Annotated in this window: 16 protein-coding genes; 9 read left to right on the top strand and 7 right to left on the bottom strand. The window is 69.7% G+C overall.

Going from position 1 to position 16,777, the window contains the following annotated elements; all coding sequences use genetic code 11:
• Window positions 1-122: 122 nt before the first annotated feature.
• Window positions 123-1,070, bottom strand: coding sequence for an RNA polymerase sigma-70 factor (locus WBG06_RS00875; RefSeq protein ID WP_336734177.1), 948 nt, complete (start codon window positions 1,068-1,070; stop codon window positions 123-125).
• A gap of 121 nt (window positions 1,071-1,191) precedes the next feature.
• On the opposite strand from WBG06_RS00875, the gene WBG06_RS00870 reads away from it, so the two are divergent.
• Window positions 1,192-1,791, top strand: a complete 600-nt coding sequence (locus WBG06_RS00870; RefSeq protein WP_336734175.1) for a GNAT family N-acetyltransferase — start codon at window positions 1,192-1,194, stop codon at window positions 1,789-1,791.
• A 20-nt stretch (window positions 1,792-1,811) separates the two neighbouring features.
• Window positions 1,812-2,654, top strand: a complete 843-nt coding sequence (locus tag WBG06_RS00865; RefSeq protein WP_336734173.1) for an RCC1 domain-containing protein — start codon at window positions 1,812-1,814, stop codon at window positions 2,652-2,654.
• A gap of 199 nt (window positions 2,655-2,853) precedes the next feature.
• Here the strand turns inward: WBG06_RS00865 and WBG06_RS00860 are convergent, their stop codons facing one another.
• From WBG06_RS00860 to WBG06_RS00850, 3 genes are all read right to left on the bottom strand, one after another.
• Window positions 2,854-3,225 carry a DoxX family protein gene (locus WBG06_RS00860; protein ID WP_336734171.1) on the bottom strand — a complete coding sequence of 124 codons (372 nt, stop codon included), beginning with the start codon at window positions 3,223-3,225 and terminating at the stop codon, window positions 2,854-2,856.
• Window positions 3,222-4,403 (bottom strand): NAD(P)/FAD-dependent oxidoreductase, encoded by a 1,182-nt coding sequence (locus WBG06_RS00855; RefSeq protein WP_336734169.1) that lies wholly within the window; start codon window positions 4,401-4,403, stop codon window positions 3,222-3,224. The genes WBG06_RS00860 and WBG06_RS00855 overlap by 4 nt, the downstream gene beginning before the upstream one ends.
• A 93-nt stretch (window positions 4,404-4,496) precedes the next feature.
• A complete protein-coding gene (locus WBG06_RS00850) occupies window positions 4,497-5,069 on the bottom strand; it encodes a TetR/AcrR family transcriptional regulator (RefSeq protein ID WP_336734167.1) in 573 nt (190 codons plus the stop codon).
• A gap of 168 nt (window positions 5,070-5,237) precedes the next feature.
• Here WBG06_RS00850 and WBG06_RS00845 point away from each other — a divergent pair, with 168 nt between their 5' ends.
• From WBG06_RS00845 to betT, 3 genes are all read left to right on the top strand, one after another.
• Complete coding sequence (locus WBG06_RS00845; RefSeq protein ID WP_336734166.1) at window positions 5,238-6,725, top strand: aldehyde dehydrogenase family protein; 1,488 nt, start codon at window positions 5,238-5,240, stop codon at window positions 6,723-6,725.
• A gap of 3 nt (window positions 6,726-6,728) precedes the next feature.
• Window positions 6,729-8,465, top strand: coding sequence for a choline dehydrogenase (gene betA / locus WBG06_RS00840; protein ID WP_336734164.1), 1,737 nt, complete (start codon window positions 6,729-6,731; stop codon window positions 8,463-8,465).
• A 70-nt stretch (window positions 8,466-8,535) separates the two neighbouring features.
• Window positions 8,536-10,671: a choline BCCT transporter BetT gene (gene betT / locus WBG06_RS00835; RefSeq protein ID WP_336734161.1), complete on the top strand. Its 2,136-nt coding sequence runs from the start codon at window positions 8,536-8,538 to the stop codon at window positions 10,669-10,671.
• Between the two features lie 49 nt (window positions 10,672-10,720).
• Here betT and WBG06_RS00830 read toward each other — a convergent pair whose 3' ends face one another.
• Entirely contained in the window at window positions 10,721-11,290 is a 570-nt protein-coding gene (locus WBG06_RS00830; protein ID WP_336734159.1) for a Uma2 family endonuclease, read from the bottom strand.
• A gap of 57 nt (window positions 11,291-11,347) precedes the next feature.
• On the bottom strand, window positions 11,348-11,713 hold the full coding sequence (locus WBG06_RS00825) for a hypothetical protein (RefSeq protein WP_336734157.1): 366 nt from the start codon (window positions 11,711-11,713) through the stop codon (window positions 11,348-11,350).
• Window positions 11,714-11,849: 136 nt separating this feature from the next.
• Here WBG06_RS00825 and WBG06_RS00820 point away from each other — a divergent pair, with 136 nt between their 5' ends.
• The 4 genes from WBG06_RS00820 to WBG06_RS00805 all read left to right on the top strand — a co-directional run bounded on the left by WBG06_RS00820 (window position 11,850) and on the right by WBG06_RS00805 (window position 15,212).
• Window positions 11,850-13,052: a homogentisate 1,2-dioxygenase gene (locus WBG06_RS00820; protein WP_336734156.1), complete on the top strand. Its 1,203-nt coding sequence runs from the start codon at window positions 11,850-11,852 to the stop codon at window positions 13,050-13,052.
• Window positions 13,049-14,239 (top strand): fumarylacetoacetase, encoded by a 1,191-nt coding sequence (fahA, locus tag WBG06_RS00815; RefSeq protein ID WP_336734154.1) that lies wholly within the window; start codon window positions 13,049-13,051, stop codon window positions 14,237-14,239. The genes WBG06_RS00820 and fahA overlap by 4 nt, the downstream gene beginning before the upstream one ends.
• The gene (locus WBG06_RS00810) at window positions 14,236-14,625 is read left to right on the top strand and encodes an acyl-CoA thioesterase (RefSeq protein WP_336734152.1); all 390 of its coding nucleotides are present in this window, start codon (window positions 14,236-14,238) and stop codon (window positions 14,623-14,625) included. Before fahA ends, WBG06_RS00810 begins: the two co-directional genes overlap by 4 nt.
• 77 nt (window positions 14,626-14,702) lie before the next feature.
• On the top strand, window positions 14,703-15,212 hold the full coding sequence (locus WBG06_RS00805) for a pyridoxamine 5'-phosphate oxidase family protein (RefSeq protein ID WP_336734150.1): 510 nt from the start codon (window positions 14,703-14,705) through the stop codon (window positions 15,210-15,212).
• Here the strand turns inward: WBG06_RS00805 and WBG06_RS00800 are convergent, their stop codons facing one another.
• Window positions 15,213-16,775, bottom strand: a complete 1,563-nt coding sequence (locus WBG06_RS00800; protein ID WP_336734148.1) for an AMP-binding protein — start codon at window positions 16,773-16,775, stop codon at window positions 15,213-15,215. It lies immediately after the preceding gene.
• Between the last annotated feature and the right edge of the window lie 2 nt (window positions 16,776-16,777).

Raw genomic sequence — 16,777 nt, 5'->3', positions numbered from 1 at the left:
GACACCCCCTGCCGGCCCTCTCACTTCGGGCCCCCCCAAACCACGGGGGGGGGGGCCGCCCACCACACACCCCCGCCCCCCACGACCTGCTGGTCGACCCGTCAGCGCTGCGGATCTCGGCCTCACCGGCCGCGGCGGTGGCTGTTGCGGCGGCGTACGACGTCCTTGAGGTCGGCCACCGGGCCCAGGTGGCCCAGCTTCTCGGGGTTGGTGACCGAGCGGATACGCTGGATCTGGCCGTCGAGGATGTCGAGGGTCCAGGTGCCGAGGACGGCGCCGTCGGCGTCACGCAGGATGGCGCCGGGCTCGCCGTTCAGCTCGCGCTCCTCCAGGCGCGCCCCGATGGCGAGCAACGGCGGCACCGCGGCGACCAGGATGCGGGCGGCCTTCTCGGCACCGAACCGACCGCCGGAGCCACCGGCCACACCACCGCCGTCGTTGACGGTCTCCACGTCCGCCGCCAGCAGTTCCTGGAGCCGGTCGACGTCGCCGTCACGCAGCGCCTCGAAGAATCTGCTGGAGAGCTCGACCCGCTTACGCCGGTCGGCCTCGAATCGTGGCTTGCCCGCGTCCATGTGCCGGCGCGCCCGCGAGGCGAGCTGGCGGCAGGCGGCCTCGGAGCGGTCGACCGCAGCCGCGATGTCGGCGAACCCGAAGTGGAAGACCTCGCGCAGCACGAAGACCGCCCGCTCGAGCGGGCTGAGCCGTTCGAGGAGCAGGAGCGCGGCCATCGAGACCGAGTCGGCCAGCTCGGTCGCTCGCTCCGGGCTGGCGTAGAGGTCCGCGTGCTCGTCGATGCGGGAGTCGGTCGGCAGCGGCTCGGGGAACCACGGCCCGACGTACGTCTCTCGTCGCACCCGCGCCGAGCGGAGCACGTCGAGCGAGATGCGGGTGACCACCGTCGAGAGGTAGGCCTTGAGCGAGTCGGGCTCGGTCGAGGTCGACTCCAGCCGGAGCCAGGTCTCCTGCACCGCATCCTCGGCCTCGGTCACGCTGCCGAGGATGCGGTAGGCGATCGAGAACAGCAGTGGGCGCAGCTCCTCGAACTCGGTCTCGGTCTCAGGTGTCACGGTTTCCTCCTCGCAAGGCCATCTTTCCCTGAGACGAGGCGGCACCTGGGACTGTGACATCGGCCGGGGACGTTGCGGAAAGGGTTCGACGCGATGCGTGTCGCCCTGCGACGATGCCGTCATGACAGCGGAGGATGGCACGTCGGTCTCCTGCACCGTGCGCCGGGTGCGCGCAGAGGAGTGGCGGAGCTTACGGGACCTGCGGCTCGAGGCGCTGCGCGACCCCATCGCCCACCTCGCCTACCTCGAGCGGTTCGAGGACGCCGTCCAGCGACCCGACAGCTACTGGCGGGAGCAGGCGCAGACTGCCGCCTCCAGCACCACCGTGGGGAAGTTTGTGGCGGCCAACGAGCACGGCGACCTCGGCGGCACCGTCACAGCGCTCGTGACGGCGCCGGGTGAGCCCGACTACATCGGCGAGACGAGCCCACACCTGCGCGCTGCCGTCGTCGGCGTCTACGTACGGCCCAGCCTGCGCGGCGGCCGTGTCCTCTCGGCGATCCTGTCCGAGGCCGAGGTATGGCTCCGGGATCTCGGCGTTCAGCAGGTACGCCTCCACGTCAACGAGCACAATCTTCGTGCCCGGGGCGCCTACCGCAAGTGTGGCTACGTCGACACCGGTGTGCGAGTGGAGATGGTCGACGGCATCAATCACGAGATGGTTCGCGATCTCCGGAGCGGGCACGGCGGGGGCGGCCTCGTCGAAGCGGCCACGGCCTGATCAGGATGTGGGCTGCTCTCGTGGGTGACCTCATCGCGGCGGGGCCGCGCCACTCTCTCGGGATCTCCGCGGACGGCACTGTCGTCGGGGCCGGCGCGGGATCGTCGGGGGAGTGCCGCACGACGGACTGGGCCGATGTCGTCGACGTGGCGGCGGGCAACGTGCACACGGCACCGAACACCGGACGCTCCCACAGTGTCGGGCTCCGGTCCGACGGCACCGTGGTCGCGACCGGATGGAACAACGAGGGTCAGTGCGAGGTGAGCGACTGGCAGGACGTGACCGCCGTCGCCGCAGGCTGGCGCCGCACTCTGGGTCTGCGTGCCGATGGCACCGTGCTCGCCGCGGGAAGGCTCGCCGAAGGTGCCGGCGACGTGAGCACCTGGCGGAAGATCGTCGCGCTGGCGTGCGGCGACTGGCACTCGGTGGGTCTCAGAGCGGACGGGGCCGTGGTCGCCGTGGGGAACGACCGCCGGGGGCAGTGCTCCGTCGGCGGGTGGAGCGACATGACAGCCATCGCCGCCGGCTACCTCCACACGGTCGGTCAGACCAGCGCGGGGCGCGTCCTCGCGGTGGGGGACCGCACCGGCGGGGCCTGTGACGTCGAGGCCTGGAGCGATGTGGTGGCGGTGGCCGCCGGGAGCTATCACACTGTCGCCGTCACCACCGACGGCAGAGCCTTGGCCGTCGGTGGCAACGCCGCCGGCCAGTGCGAGGTCGCCGACTGGCGCGACATCGTCGCGGTGGCTGCCGGCTCCAGGCACACCCTCGGACTACGGGCGGACGGATCGGTCGTCGCGACCGGGAGCGACGAGCACGGCCAGTGCGACGTCGCCGGATGGCCGCCGATCGGGGTCGGCTAGTGGTGTGTCGCGGAAGTTCCCGAACGTTTGGCGTCGTCAGGGTGTGTGCATGGCAAGGCGGCGTCGTGAAGTCATACCGGCGTCTTCCGAGCGGCGCCAACGCAGCCAGGTGCGTGCCATGGCGGCGCGAAGCGCCCAGGAAATTCCGGGACGCGCCACTAGCCCGTAGACGTCCATCGGACCGCAGATCGAGGCGAACTCAGCCGACGCAGACGAAGAGGGCCAGCCCGGCGTACGCCTGGTTGACCACGCCCCGGGTGATGACCCCGCCGGTGGTGTCGCCGGCGCGGGTCGCGCGGGAGGTGTGGCGGAGGTCGTCGAGGTGGACGAGCGTGTAGGCGAGGAACATCAGCACGGCCACCCCGGCCGCCCAGGAGCGAGCGGCCGGGACCAGCAGTCCGACGCCGATCGCGATCTCGGCGACCCCGGAGGCGTACACCGTCGCCCGCTTCGCCGGCCACCACTCCGGAACCAGCGGCTCGACCTTCGCCGGGGTGACCAGGTGCGCCACCCCGACGACGATCAGGAACGCCGCCAGGACCCAGGCGACGACGGTGACGGCCAGGCTCACCGGCTCGGTTCCTTCGCGAGCGGCACCACGGCTGCCTGAACCCGTCCGGCGCGCGAGCGATCCTTGAAGCCGAACGCAGATCCCGGGCGACGTGCCTCCATCGAGAGCGCCCAGACCGTGCTGCGGCAGACCAGCTCCTTGATCTTCGCGGCCGGCACGCCGCGGATGCGGCCGGCGACCGCGGAGTCGTCGCGACGAGCGAGGTTCACCAGGCCACGCTCGCGGCCGATACTGATGCACTGACCCACGAAGCCGATGCTAGTGGCCTCCGGGGTCCCGCCGGCCAGTCGTGTGAGCACCATCTCGCCCGCGATCGGACCGAGCTGGTTGGCGGCCTGGCAGCTCATCCGGTACGCCATTCCCGACGGTGCCGCCGCGTCCCCGGTCGCGATGATCCGGTCGTCGTCGACGCTGGTCAGGGTCTCGTCGGTGACCAGCCGGCCGAGCTCGTCGGTGGTCAGCCCGCTCGCGCGGGCCAGGTCCGGCGCGGCGAACCCGGCGGTCCAGATCGTGACCGAGCTGGGCAGCTCGCGGCCGTTGTCGAGGCGTACGCGGCCCGCCATCACCTCGGTCACCCTGGCGCCCTCGATGATGCCGACGTCCAACCGTCGCAGGTCGCGCTCGGCAACCACGCGGCCCTTCTCGTGCAGCCACGGACCGAGCTTGTCTCCGCAGATCAGAGAGACGTTCCGGCCGGCCTCGGCGAGCTCGGAGGAGACCTCGATGCCGGTCGGCCCGCCGCCGACGACGATCACCGGGGCGTCGGCCGGAGTCGTGTCCAGCACCGCTCTCAGCCGGCTCGCCTCCTCATAGGTCGTGACCCCGAAGGCGTGCTCCGCGACCCCGGCGACCCGGGTCGTGCCCGCGCTGCCGACGGCATAGACCAGGTAGTCGTACGTCATCTCCTCCCCGCTCCCGAGAGCCACGCTCCGCGCGCCGGCGTCGATGGCGGCCACGGTGTCGACCACCAGGCGCACGCGCGGGCTGAGCACGTCGGCGTAGGCGACCACGGCCTCGCCAGACCCGGCAGCGAGCTGGTGGAGCCGGATCCGCTCGACGAAGTGGCTGCGCGGGTTGACCAGGGTGATCGCGATGTCCTCCCGCTTGGTCAGCCGGTTGGCGGCCATCACGCCGGCGTACCCGCCGCCGACGACCAGCACGTGGGGCTTCTTGCTCATGGCTTGTTCCTGCCTGTCGAGGTTCATACCCCTAGGACACCGAGGATCGTCGATCCGTGACAGGCAGGAGAAGCAGATCGAGAACCGCGTGGATCAGGCCAGAGCGGCGACGGCGTCGGCCAGAGCGTCGACCGACCGGGCGCGCTCCGGGAGGCTCCCGTCGGGACCCAGGCTGAGCTGGAAGCCCATGAACGCGGCGTCGATGACCTCGGCTGCCCGTTCGGCGACGGCGGGATCCACGCCGGACTTGTCCAGGTGCGCGATGAGAACGCTCATCCACAGCGCGTTGGCTTCGCGGACCGCCGAGACGTACGGCTCCCTGCCGAAGAGACCGAGCGCCGCCGCCTCCACGTAGATCCGGCTGCATCGATCGCCCTCCATCACCGCCCAGAGGTCGGAGACGGCAGAACGCAGGTCCTGGGAGGGCTCGAGCGCGGCGACCTCGGCGACCGACCGTTCGTTGGACGTACGGAGCACGTCGGCGACCAGCTGGTCCTTGGTGCCGAAGTGGTAGAGCAGGACCCGGTTGCTGGTGCCCAGCTCGGCGGCCAGCGGACGCAGGCTCAGGCCGATCAGTCCGTGCTCGTGGACGTAGTCGGTGGCCACCTCGGCCCAGGCGGCACGGCGCTGTGGATCCTTGGCGGGCGCGGTACGCGCGGTCGTCATGCGGCGACTCTAGCAACCGGCCACAGCCATTTGTATCAGCTGGAACAATTTTGTACCACTTGCAACAATTTTGTACCTCAAGCCCTTGACCTGGCCCTTCTTGTCCGCGCAGGATCAACTGCAGTTCACCCGCGGTTGCCTGTTGAGCAACCCGACCTCGGAGGTTGCATGAGCCAGATCTACATCGACGGACGCTGGTTGCCGGCGCAGTCGGGCGCCCAGCGGGAGATCCGCTGTCCCGCCGACGGCGCGGTCGTCGGAACCGTTGCGGAGGCTGGAGCGGAGGACACCCGGGCCGCGATCGCCGCGGCACGGAACGCGTTCGACAGCGGTGTCTGGCCGGCGACGCCGGCGCGCGAGCGCGGCGATCTGCTGCTGAGGGTCGCCGACCTGCTCGAGCGCGACACCGCGATCATCGCCCGAGCGGAGTCGCTCGACACCGGCAAGCGCCTGGTCGAGAGCGAGTACGACGTCGCCGACGTGGTCTCCGTGTTCCGCCACTTCGGGCACGTCGCCACCGAGGACGCGGGCCGCGTGATCGACACCGGGAACCCCGCCGTGAAGAGCCGGATCGTGCACGAGCCGATCGGCGTCTGCGGCCTGATCACGCCGTGGAACTATCCACTGCTCCAGGTGGCCTGGAAGGTCGCGCCCTGCCTGGCCGCGGGCAACACGTTCGTGCTCAAGCCGAGCGAGATCACGCCGCACAGTGCGATCCACCTGATGAAGGTGCTCGAAGAGGCCGGACTCCCGGCGGGGGTCGGCAACCTGGTCCTCGGTGAGGGCCCGACCGCGGGCGCACCGCTGTCCGAGGACCCCCGCATCGACCTGGTCTCCTTCACCGGTGGCCTGGCCACCGGCAAGCGGCTGATGGCCAATGCGGCCGCGACGGTGAAGAAGGTCGCCCTCGAGCTCGGCGGCAAGAACCCCAACATCGTCTTCGCCGACTCCGACCTGGAGACGGCCCTCGACTTCGCGCTGACCGCGGTCTTCCTGCACTCCGGCCAGGTCTGCTCGGCCGGGGCGCGGCTGATCATCGAGGAGTCGATCAAGGACCGCTTCGTCGACGAGCTGGTCGTGCGTGCCGAGCAGATCCGTCTCGGCGGGCCCTTCGACGAGAACGCGGAGACCGGCCCGCTGACCAGCAGCGCCCACCGCGACAAGGTGGAGGCCTACGTCGCGAAGGGACTGGCGGAGGGCGCCACCCTCCGCACCGGCGGCAAGCGCCCCGACGACCCGGCCCTGGCCGACGGCTTCTACTACCTCCCGACCATCCTCGACGACTGCACCACCGACATGTCCGTCACCCAGGACGAGTCCTTCGGGCCGGTGCTCACCGTGGAGACCTTCACCGACGAGGACGACGCCGTCCGCATCGCCAACGACTCGATCTACGGCCTCGCCGGTGCCGTCTGGACCAGCGACGCCGGTCGCGCCGAGCGGGTCGCCGCCCGGCTGCGCATGGGAACGGTCTGGATCAACGACTACCACCCCTACGTGGCCCAGGCCGAGTGGGGCGGCTACAAGCAGTCCGGCATCGGCCGCGAGCTCGGCCAGGCCGGGCTGGAGGAATACCGCGAGACCAAGCACATCTGGCACAACATCGACCCCAGCCCGCAGCACTGGTTCGCGCCCCGCGACACGAAGGAGAACTGAGAGATGCCCGCGACGTACGACTTCGTCATCATCGGCGGCGGATCGGCCGGATCGGCCCTCGCCAACCGACTCAGCGCGGACCCCGGGACAAAGGTGCTGGTCCTGGAGGCCGGGCACAGCGACTTCAAGATCGACCCGTTCATCCACATGCCGGCAGCGCTGCCGTTCCCGATCGGCTCCAAGCTCTACGACTGGGGCTACGAGACCGACCCCGAGCCCCACCTGGGCGGCCGCAAGGTCTACCACGCCCGCGGCAAGGTGCTCGGCGGATCGAGCTCGATCAACGGGATGATCTTCCAGCGCGGCAACCCGATGGACTTCGAGCGCTGGGCGGCCGACCCCGGGATGGAGAGCTGGGACTACCGCCACTGTCTGCCCTACTTCAAGCGCATGGAGAGCCGCTTCCTCGAGGACGGCACCTCCGGTGCCGACCAGTGGCGCGGCGGCTCCGGTCCCCTCCACCTCGAGCGCGGACCGGCGTCCAACCCGCTCTTCTCGGCCTTCTTCGAGGCCGCCCAGGAGGCCGGCTACCCGCTCACCGACGACGTGAACGGCTACCGCCAGGAGGGCTTCGCCCCCTTCGACCGCAACGTGAAGAACGGCCGCCGCTGGTCGGCCGCCCGGGCCTACCTGCACCCGGTGATGAACCGTCCCAACCTCACGGTCGAGACGTTCGCGCACGCCACCAAGATCCGCTTCGACACCTCTGGTGATGTCCCTCGGGCGACCGGTGTCGACTACGTACGCGGTGTCGGCCGGGCTCGCAAGGACCACTCCGTCCGGGCGAAGGAGATCATCTGCTGCGGTGGCGCGATCAACACGCCCCAGCTGCTGCAGCTCTCCGGGATCGGCGACCAGGAGCTCCTGCGGCAGCACGGTGTCGACGTCGTGCACCACCTGCCCGGCGTGGGCGAGAACCTCCAGGACCACCTCGAGGTCTACATCCAGTACGCCTCCAAGCAGCCGGTCTCGATCGCACCCGGCCTGGTCTGGCACCAGCGGCCCAAGATCGCCTGGCAGTGGCTCTTCCAGAAGAAGGGCCTGGGCGCGACCAACCACTTCGAGGGCGGCGGGTTCGCCCGGTCCAACGAGGACGTCGACTGGCCCAACCTGATGTTCCACTTCCTGCCGATCGCGATCCGCTACGACGGCTCGATGGCGCCCGGCCAGGAGAAGGGCCAGCACGGCTACCAGGTGCACATCGGCCCGATGTACGCCGACACCCGCGGCCACGTCCGGATCAAGTCCGACGACCCGTTCGAGCACCCCTCGATGCTGTTCAACTACCTCTCGACGCCCAACGACCGGCGGGAGTGGGTGGAGGCGGTGCGGGTGGCCCGCAACATCCTCAACCAGCCCGCCTTCGCGCCGTTCAACGCCGGCGAGATGTCCCCGGGCCCGTCGGTGGAGACGGACGAGGAGATCCTCGACTGGGTCCGCAAGGACGCCGAGACCGCGCTGCACCCCTCGTGCACGGCCGCGATGGGCACCGGAGAGATGTCGGTGACCGACCCCACCTCGATGAAGGTGCACGGCACCGAGGGCCTGCGGGTCGTGGACGCCAGCGTCTTCCCGTACGTCACCAACGGCAACATCTACGCCCCGGTGATGATGGTCGCGGAGAAGGCGGCCGACCTGATCGCGGGCAACACCCCGCTGGCGCCCTCGGACGCTCCCTACTACCGCCACCGCGACGACTCGCCGCTGTGGCCGGCGGGGGACCCGCGCAACCGGTCCTGAGACCGATCCTGACCCGAACCGGCCCCGGGTGGACTAGCGTGCCGGGCACCCCAACCGGAGGAGACAGCTCATGCCGGAGACGATCGACCCGTCGCGTACGCCCTTGGGTGAACCCGCCGCGGACCCAGACGAGATCCCCACGACGAAGCCGGAGCTGAACAAGACCGTCTTCTTCGGCTCTGCCGGGGTCGTGGTCGCGTTCACACTCTTCACGCTGCTCGCGCCCGCCACCGCAGGGAAGGCGATCGGGAGCGTCGTGGGATGGATCTCGACCTACTTCGGCTGGTGGTATTTCGCGCTGGCCGCCGCCTTGATCGCGTTCGTCCTGTTCATCTGCCTGTCGCGCTACGGGCGGATCCGGCTCGGGCCGGAGGAGTCGCGGCCGGAATACTCGATGTTCACCTGGACCGCGATGCTCTTCGCGGCCGGCATCGGCGCCGACCTGATGTTCTACTCGGTCGCCGAACCGGTCTCGCAATACCTCACCCCGCCGACCGGTGAGGGCGGCAGCATCGCCGCCGCCGAGCAGGCGGTGACCTGGACCCTGTTCCACTACGGGCTGTCCGGCTGGGCGATGTACGCCGTGATGGGCATGGCGCTGGGCTACTTCTCCTTCCGCCACGGGATGCCGCTGTCGATCCGGTCGGCGCTCTACCCGATCTTCGGCAAGCGGGTCCGTGGCCGGCTGGGTGACGGCATCGACCTGGCCGCTGTGCTCGGCACGATCTTCGGCATCGCGACCTCGCTCGGCATCTCGATCGCGCTGCTCAACGCCGGGCTCAACGTCCTCTTCGGCATTCCCGAGGGCCGCGGCGCGCAGGTCGGCCTGGTCGTGGTCGCGGTGCTGCTCGGCACCATCTCGGCAGTCTCCGGGGTCGACAAGGGCATCCGCCGGCTCTCCGAGCTCAACGTGCTGCTCTCGCTGGCGCTGATGCTCTATGTGCTCTTCTCCGACAACACCGCGTTCCTGCTCAACTCGCTGGTGATGAACCTGGGCGACTACCTGGTGAACCTGCCCGGGATGAGCTTCGACACGATGCCCTACGACACGGTCGAGAACCCTGATGTCGGCGTCTGGAAGAACCTGTGGACCCTCTTCTTCTGGGCCTGGTGGGTGGCCTGGTCGCCGTTCGTCGGGCTGTTCCTGGCCCGGATCTCGCGCGGGCGGACGATCCGGCAGTTCCTGGTCGGCGTGATGATGATCCCGTTCGGCTTCATCCTGCTGTGGGTCTCGATCTTCGGTAACAGCGCCCTCGGCCGGATCCGCGGCGGCGATGCCGAGTTCGGCGAGCTGACCAACGCCAACTACGCGCAGGGCTTCTACGCCTTCCTCGACAACTATCCCGGGGCGATCGCGCTGGTCGCGCTCGCAACCCTGACCGGGTTCCTCTACTACGTGACGTCCGCCGACTCCGGCGCGCTGGTGATGGGCAACTTCACCTCCCGGCTGCCGCACCCGATGGCCGACTGCTCGATCCCGGTGCGGATCTTCTGGTCGGTCGCGATCGGTGCGCTGACTCTGGCGCTGATGTTCGCGGGCGGGGATGCCTGGCTGACGACACTGACGAACGCGACCATCATCATGGGTCTGCCGTTCTCCGTCGTGCTCGCCCTGGTCGCCGTCGGGCTGCATCGTTCGCTACGGCGCGAGTCGTTCAAGTCCGCCAGCGCGCGCTACTCCTTCCCGGCCGCGATCTCCTCGGCCCGCGTGACCGGCGTGGCCGGCGGCGTACGTCCGTCGCTGGCCCAGCGGTTGCGCCGCTCGGTCACCTATCCCACCGCCAAGGACACCGAGCGGTTCATCGCCACCGTGGCGAAGCCGGTCCTCGAGGAGGTCGCCGCCGAGCTCTGCACCCACGACCTGACGTCGGTGGTGACCGACACCAAGGCCGTGCGCGGCGTCGCTGGTGTCCAGATCCACACCGACCTCGGTGATGCGCCCGCGTTCGTCTACAAGGTCACCCCGCTGCCGTGCCCCGCTCCGACCTTCGCCGTCGGCCGGGTCACCGGCGACGTCTACTTCCGTGCGGAGGTGCACCTCGCCGAGGGCACCCAGGGCTACGACGTCAACGGCTACTCGCGCGAGCAGTTGATGGGCGACGTCCTCGACCAGTACGAGCGCCACCTCTCCTACCTCCACCTCGTCCAGCAGGAGCACCTGCCGGGTGAGGTGCCCGAGGTGCCGGTGGAGGAGGCCAAGCCCTGAGGGTTGTGAAGCCGAGAGTGGCCTCCGGGTCACTCTCGGCTTCACGACCTCAGCGGAGCAGGTCGTTGAGGTCGATCTTCAGCTGGAACGGCTGGGGAACGTCGAGACGGTCGCGGAAGATCCCGGTCGGAACGTAGGCGTTGGTCAGCTCGTCGCGCTCGTAGACGTGGACCGCGGGAGCGCCGTCCTCGTTCTCGATGCGCCAGTAGTGGGAGATGCCGGCCTCGGCGTATTTCTGCGGCTTGACCGACCGGTCGCGGTGCTCGGACTCGGGCGAGACGACCTCGACCACCAGCACCACCGAGTCGGCCTCGTAGAACGAGGCCTGGTCCGAGATCCGCGCCGTGCTCACCAGCACGTCCGGCTCGGGGCGGTTGCGCCTGTCGAGCACCACGGTCAGCTCCCGATCCACCTCGAACCCGTCGGGAGCCTGGGCCGTCAGCGCGTTGGTCAGGGCCGTGACGAGCCGACTGTGCCAGCGGCGCTGCGGGGACATGTTGAAGACCAGGGCTCCGTCGATGAGTTCGGTATGACGCGGCGCCTCGACGAGCATGTCGAGGTCTTCGGAGTACCAACCCTCCTCACGGGGAGGGTGCATCCATTCGGGCAACGCGGTCATGCTTCGAGGATACCGCCCGGGGACGGAGTTCGACGGCTGCCTGGCGCGACCAGGGGATCAGCCGAAGTCGATGAGTCGCCCGTCCTGGTGCATGACGCACCCGCGCCCGATCCAGGCGACCGCACGCTCCTTGTCGCCGACGGCGATGTGGGAGTAGCTGGGCGGCACCCAGACGAGGTCGTAGTCGACGTCTCCCAGCGCCTCCTCGGTGGCCCGGACGGCGTCGTCGGAGGGGTCGAGGGTGCGTACGGCCTGCTCGACGGAGTCGAAGTACTTTCGACCGGCCTCGGAGAGCTCCTTGGCGCACCACGCGCACGTGCCCAGCGACTCGATCTGCGCCGGTGTCGCCCTGATCGGGGCGTCGAGGCCGAGGAGTTGGGGGCAGGCGCGGACATGCAGGAGACGACCCGTCGCATGGGGCACGAAGAGAGTGTCAGGTGTCTCAGCGGGCATCCCCGGAGCCTAGGGGAGTCAGGCATGCCCCGGGAGGTATCTGACGGGAATTCGGGACGTTCGACCCGCGTGATCGGTGTGGTGGAGGTCACGTACGATCCGGGGTATGGCGCATTACCAACAGCGCGGGCACATCCCGCCCAAGCGGCACACCCAACACCGCGACGGAGAAGGGAATCTCTACTACGAAGAGCTCATGGGTGAGGAGGGGTTCTCCTCGGACTCCTCCCTGCTCTACCACCGCCACATCCCTTCGGCGGTGAAGGACGTACGCATCTGGGAGCTGCCTGACCACGGCACCACCCCCAACCATCCTCTCCGCCCGATGCACCTCGGGCTCCACGACCTCTTTCCTGGTGAGGAGTGGAAGCAGCACGACGCCGTGACCGGCCGCCGGCTGGTGCTCGGCAACGGCGACGTACGGCTGCACTACGTGGTGGCGGGGGAGACCTCGCCGCTCTACCGCAACGCGATCGGCGACGAGTGTGTCTACGTCGAGTCCGGCACCGCCGTCGTGGAGACCGTCTTCGGTGACCTGGAGGTCGGAGAGGGCGACTACGTGGTGATCCCACGTGCCACCACCCACCGCTGGGTGCCGACCGGTGACGAGCCTCTTCGGGTCTACGCGATCGAGGCGAACTCCCACATCGCCCCGCCGAAGCGCTACCTGTCCCGGTTCGGCCAGTTCCTCGAGCATGCTCCCTACTGCGAGCGCGACCTGCGGCTTCCGAACGACCCGCAGGTGATCGCGGGCGAGGAGGCAGAGGTCTACATCAAGCACCGCGGCCCGGGCGCCGGCGGCATCGCCGGGTCGATCCACGTCACCCCGCACCACCCGTTCGACGTCGTCGGCTGGGACGGCTGCCTCTACCCCTATGTCTTCAACATCGCCGACTACATGCCGATCACCGGCAAGGTCCACCAGCCGCCGCCCGTCCACCAGGTCTTCGAGGGCAACAACTTCGTGATCTGCAACTTCGTGCCGCGCAAGGTGGACTACCACGAGCTCGCGGTGCCGGTGCCCTACTACCACTCCAACGTCGACTCCGACGAGGTCATGTTCTACGTCGGCGGCGACTACGAGGCCCGCAAGGGCTCCGGGATCGGCATCGGGTCGATCACCCTCCATCCCGGCGGCCACGCCCACGGCCCTCAGCCGGGCGCGATGGAGCGCAGCCTGGGCGCGGAGTTCTTCGACGAGCTCGCGGTCATGGTCGACACCTTCCGGCCGCTCGAGGTCGGCGAGGCCGGCGCCGCGGTCGACGACGGCGCGTACGCCTGGACCTGGGCAGGAGGCCGTGAGTCGTGACCCTGTGGCTGGACATCAAGGACAGTCAGTTCGGCCTCGAGGCGCTTCCGTACGCCACCTTCCGCACCGCCGCGGACCCTGCGCCGCGGCTCGGCGCGCGGATCGGTGACCTCGTGCTCGACGTCGCCGCGGTCACGGGCGTCGGTGCCGGTGGGCTCGATGCGCTGCTCGCGGCCGGGCCGGCGGTGTGGCGGGACGTACGCGCCGAGATCACCCGGCTGCTCAGCGACCCCGAGAGCGAGGCCGAGGTGCGACCGCACCTGGTGCCGCTCGAGGACGCCGACCTGCTGCTGCCGTTCACCGTCGCCGACTACGTCGACTTCTACGCCTCCGAGCACCACGCGTCCAACGTCGGGAAGATGTTCCGACCCGACTCCGAGCCGCTGACGCCCAACTGGAAGCACCTGCCGATCGGCTACCACGGCCGCTCCGGAACGGTGGTCGTCTCCGGCACGGACGTCGTCCGGCCGACCGGGCTGCGCAAGACGCCCGACGGGATCGTCGACGGCCCCTCGATCCGGCTCGACATCGAGGCCGAGCTCGGGTTCGTGGTCGGCGTCGGCTCCGAGCAGGGCACCCCGGTGCCGCTCACCGAGGCCGCCGACCACATCTTCGGGATCACGCTCCTCAACGACTGGTCCGCGCGCGACATCCAGGCCTGGGAGTACGTCCCGCTGGGACCGTTCCTCGGCAAGTCGTTCGCCACCTCGATCTCGCCGTGGGTGCTCCCGCTCGCGGCGCTCGAGGCGGCCCGGGTGAGCCCGCCGGAACGAGACGTTCCGCTGACCGCCTACCTGGACGACGCAGGCCTGGACCCCTGGGGTCTGGACCTCGCCCTCGAGGTGCGGTTCAACGGGACGCTGGTCGCCGAGCCGCCGTACGCCGCAATGTATTGGACCGCTCCGCAGATGCTCGCGCACATGACCGCCAACGGCGCCTCGCTGCGCGTCGGCGACCTGTTCGCCAGCGGCACGATCAGCGGCCCCGAGCCGGGCCAGCGCGGCTCGTTCCTCGAGCTCAGCTGGTCGGGAGCCGAGCCGTTCAAGCTCGACGACGGGTCGGTGCGTACGTTCCTGGAGGACGGCGACGAGGTCACCATCACCGCCACCGCCCCCGCACCGGGCGGTGGCCGGATCGCCCTCGGCGAGGTCACCGGCCGGATCCTGCCGGCGAAGGAGCGGCTGTGACGTCGGTCTACGAGTTCACTCCCCGCTACCTCGAGATCGACGGGCAGGGGGTGATGTTCAACGGCTGGTACCTCGCCTACGTCGACGAGGCGATGGGTCACTTCATCGACGCTCGAGGGGTGCCGTTCAGTCGTTGGCAGGAGCTGGGAGTCGACGTCCAGCTCGTCCACGCGGACCTCGACTGGAAGTCCGGCATCGGACTGGGCGACCGGGTCCAGGTGCCCGTACGCACCGCCCGGATCGGCACCACGAGCTTCACGCTCGAGTTCGAGTTCCGGCGAGGCGAGGAGGTCGCCTGCACGGTGTCGGTGGTCTATGTGGTCGTCGCCGCCGACGGGTCGGGATCGACCGCCGTCCCACCGGAGATCGCTGCCGCGATCAGCTGATCGGTGCAGGGTTCGACACAGGGATCGGCGCAAGAACGGTCAAGCGTCCAGGAGGCGAGCGGTGTGAGACTCCTCGTGTGCACGAGACAGACGAAGAGATCACCGACCTGCAACGCCTCCTGGACGCCTCGATCGGCCGCGCGAACGGCCATCTGACCGGCATCGTCGACGACCAGCACCGCCTGGATGCCCGTCAGCTCGTCACCGAGCTGACGGGCATGAAGGTGTTGGTGCTGGCGACCGTGACCGCCGCCGGCGAGCCGCGGACGAGCTGCGTCGACGGCCACTTCCGACACGGTCGCTGGCTGTTCGGGACCTCGCCGACCGCGATCAAGGCCAAGCACATGCTCGCCCGGCCCGCGGTCAGCGCAACCTATGTCGACGGCGAGCGGATCGGCGTGTTCACCCACGGCACGGCGCACGTCGTCTCCGAGGGCCCGGAGTTCGAGGACCACAACGCCTACTTCACCGAGTACTACGGGTCGGATCCGCAGACCTGGGACGGTCCCGGCGTCGTCTATGCCACCATCGAACCGAGCTGGATGGTCGCGTACGCCGCGGAGGCCGCTTCGTTCCCGGCCGAGTAGTCATTCGACGCCACGAACGAGGCTCTTCTTGATCTCGGTCTTGAGGACCTTGCCGACCTTCGAGCGCGGCAGGTCGGGCCAGACCTCGATCTGCTTGGGGGTCTTGACGGCGCCGATCCGCTCCTTGACGTGGGCCTTGAGCGAGGCGACGTCGACCTCCGCCCCCGGGCGGGGGAGGATGACGGCGGTGACGCGCTCGCCCCACTTCTCGTCGGGAAGCCCGATCACGGCACAGTCGGCGACGGCCGGATGCGTCATCAGCGCCTGCTCGACCTCGGTGGAGTAGACGTTGAAACCGCCGGTGATCACCATGTCCTTGGCGCGGTCGACGATGTGCAGGAAGCCGTCCTCGTCGAGGAACCCGATGTCGCCGGTGTGGTGCCAGCCGTAGGCGCTCGCCTCGGCGGTGGCCTCGGGGTTGTCGAGGTAGCCGCGCATGACCAGCGAGCTGCGTACGACGATCTCGCCGCGCTCCCCGGGACCGAGCAGCGCGCCGTGCTCGCCCATGATCGCGACGGTCGCCAGCGGCGCCGGGCGGCCGGCGGAGGAGAGCCGCTCGGTGGCGACCGTCCCGTCGCCGCGGAAGTGGTCGGCGGGCGACATGGTCGCGATCATCATCGGTGCCTCGGTCTGCCCGAACAGCTGCGCCATCACCGGGCCGATCCGGGTCAGCGCCTCCTCCAGACGCGCCGCCGACATCGGCGCCGCGCCATACCAGAAGCAGCGCAGCGAGCCGAGGTCTGCCGACTCCAGCGCCGGATGGTCCAGCACCAGGTAGATCAGCGTCGGTGGCAGGAAGGTGTGGGTGACCCGGTGGCGCTCGACGTGCTCGAGGAAGGCCCCCACGTCCGGCGTACGCATCACCACGATCGTCCCGCCCAGACACAGCACCGGGAAGCAGAGCACGCCCGCGGCGTGGGTGAGCGGCGCCAGCGCGAGGTAGGTCGGCCGGGCCGGCGCAGGCGGCCACGGGTAGGCCATCAGGGTGATCGCCGACATCGTCTCCAGGTTGGTGCCGGTGAGCATGACGCCCTTGGGTCGCCCGGTGGTGCCCCCGGTGCCGACGACCATCGCGAGGTCCTCGGCACCGGGGGGCTCGTTCGCCCCGACGAGCTCGAAAGGCTCGCCAACGGGTGGGGCGAACTCTGCCCACGTCAGCGCCCACTCGAACGAGCCGTCGAGGCAGACCAGGGTGGTCAGCTCCGGCAGATCCGATCGGATCTGGTCGACCAGGTCGGCGAAGGCCGCCTGGAAGATCAGGGCCGAGCAACCGAAGAGCTCGAGGAGCTCCCGGTTCTCTGCGGCCTCGCTGCGTGGGTTGATCGGACACCAGACGCCCCCTGCGCGGCTGATTCCGAAGACCGAGGCGAAGGCGACCGGGTCGTTGGCCGACAGGATGGCGACCTTCGCGCCCGGCGCGACGCCGCGGGCACGGAGGCCCGCGGCGACACGGTTCGAGATGTCGACGACCTCGGCGTACGACCAGGTCTCTCCATCGCACACCAGACAGGGCGCGTCGGCCCCGAGCGAGGCGCCCTTGTCGAGGTAGTCGACGAGTCGCATCC

Source organism: Nocardioides sp. CCNWLW239, from assembly GCF_037137035.1.
Classification (GTDB): Bacteria; Actinomycetota; Actinomycetes; order Propionibacteriales; family Nocardioidaceae; genus Nocardioides.
This window is presented reverse-complemented; position numbering and strand designations above follow the sequence as displayed.

Excerpts from the sequence above, each read along its gene's own strand:
- WBG06_RS00870 (WP_336734175.1), top strand. The coding sequence starts at position 1,192 with ATGACAGCGGAGGATGGCACGTCGGTCTCCTGCACCGTGCGCCGGGTG.
- WBG06_RS00855 (WP_336734169.1), bottom strand. The coding sequence starts at position 4,403 with ATGAGCAAGAAGCCCCACGTGCTGGTCGTCGGCGGCGGGTACGCCGGC.
- WBG06_RS00850 (WP_336734167.1), bottom strand. The coding sequence starts at position 5,069 with ATGACGACCGCGCGTACCGCGCCCGCCAAGGATCCACAGCGCCGTGCC.
- WBG06_RS00845 (WP_336734166.1), top strand. The coding sequence starts at position 5,238 with ATGAGCCAGATCTACATCGACGGACGCTGGTTGCCGGCGCAGTCGGGC.
- betA (WP_336734164.1), top strand. The coding sequence starts at position 6,729 with ATGCCCGCGACGTACGACTTCGTCATCATCGGCGGCGGATCGGCCGGA.
- betT (WP_336734161.1), top strand. The coding sequence starts at position 8,536 with ATGCCGGAGACGATCGACCCGTCGCGTACGCCCTTGGGTGAACCCGCC.
- WBG06_RS00830 (WP_336734159.1), bottom strand. The coding sequence starts at position 11,290 with ATGACCGCGTTGCCCGAATGGATGCACCCTCCCCGTGAGGAGGGTTGG.
- WBG06_RS00820 (WP_336734156.1), top strand. The coding sequence starts at position 11,850 with ATGGCGCATTACCAACAGCGCGGGCACATCCCGCCCAAGCGGCACACC.
- WBG06_RS00800 (WP_336734148.1), bottom strand. The coding sequence starts at position 16,775 with ATGCGACTCGTCGACTACCTCGACAAGGGCGCCTCGCTCGGGGCCGAC.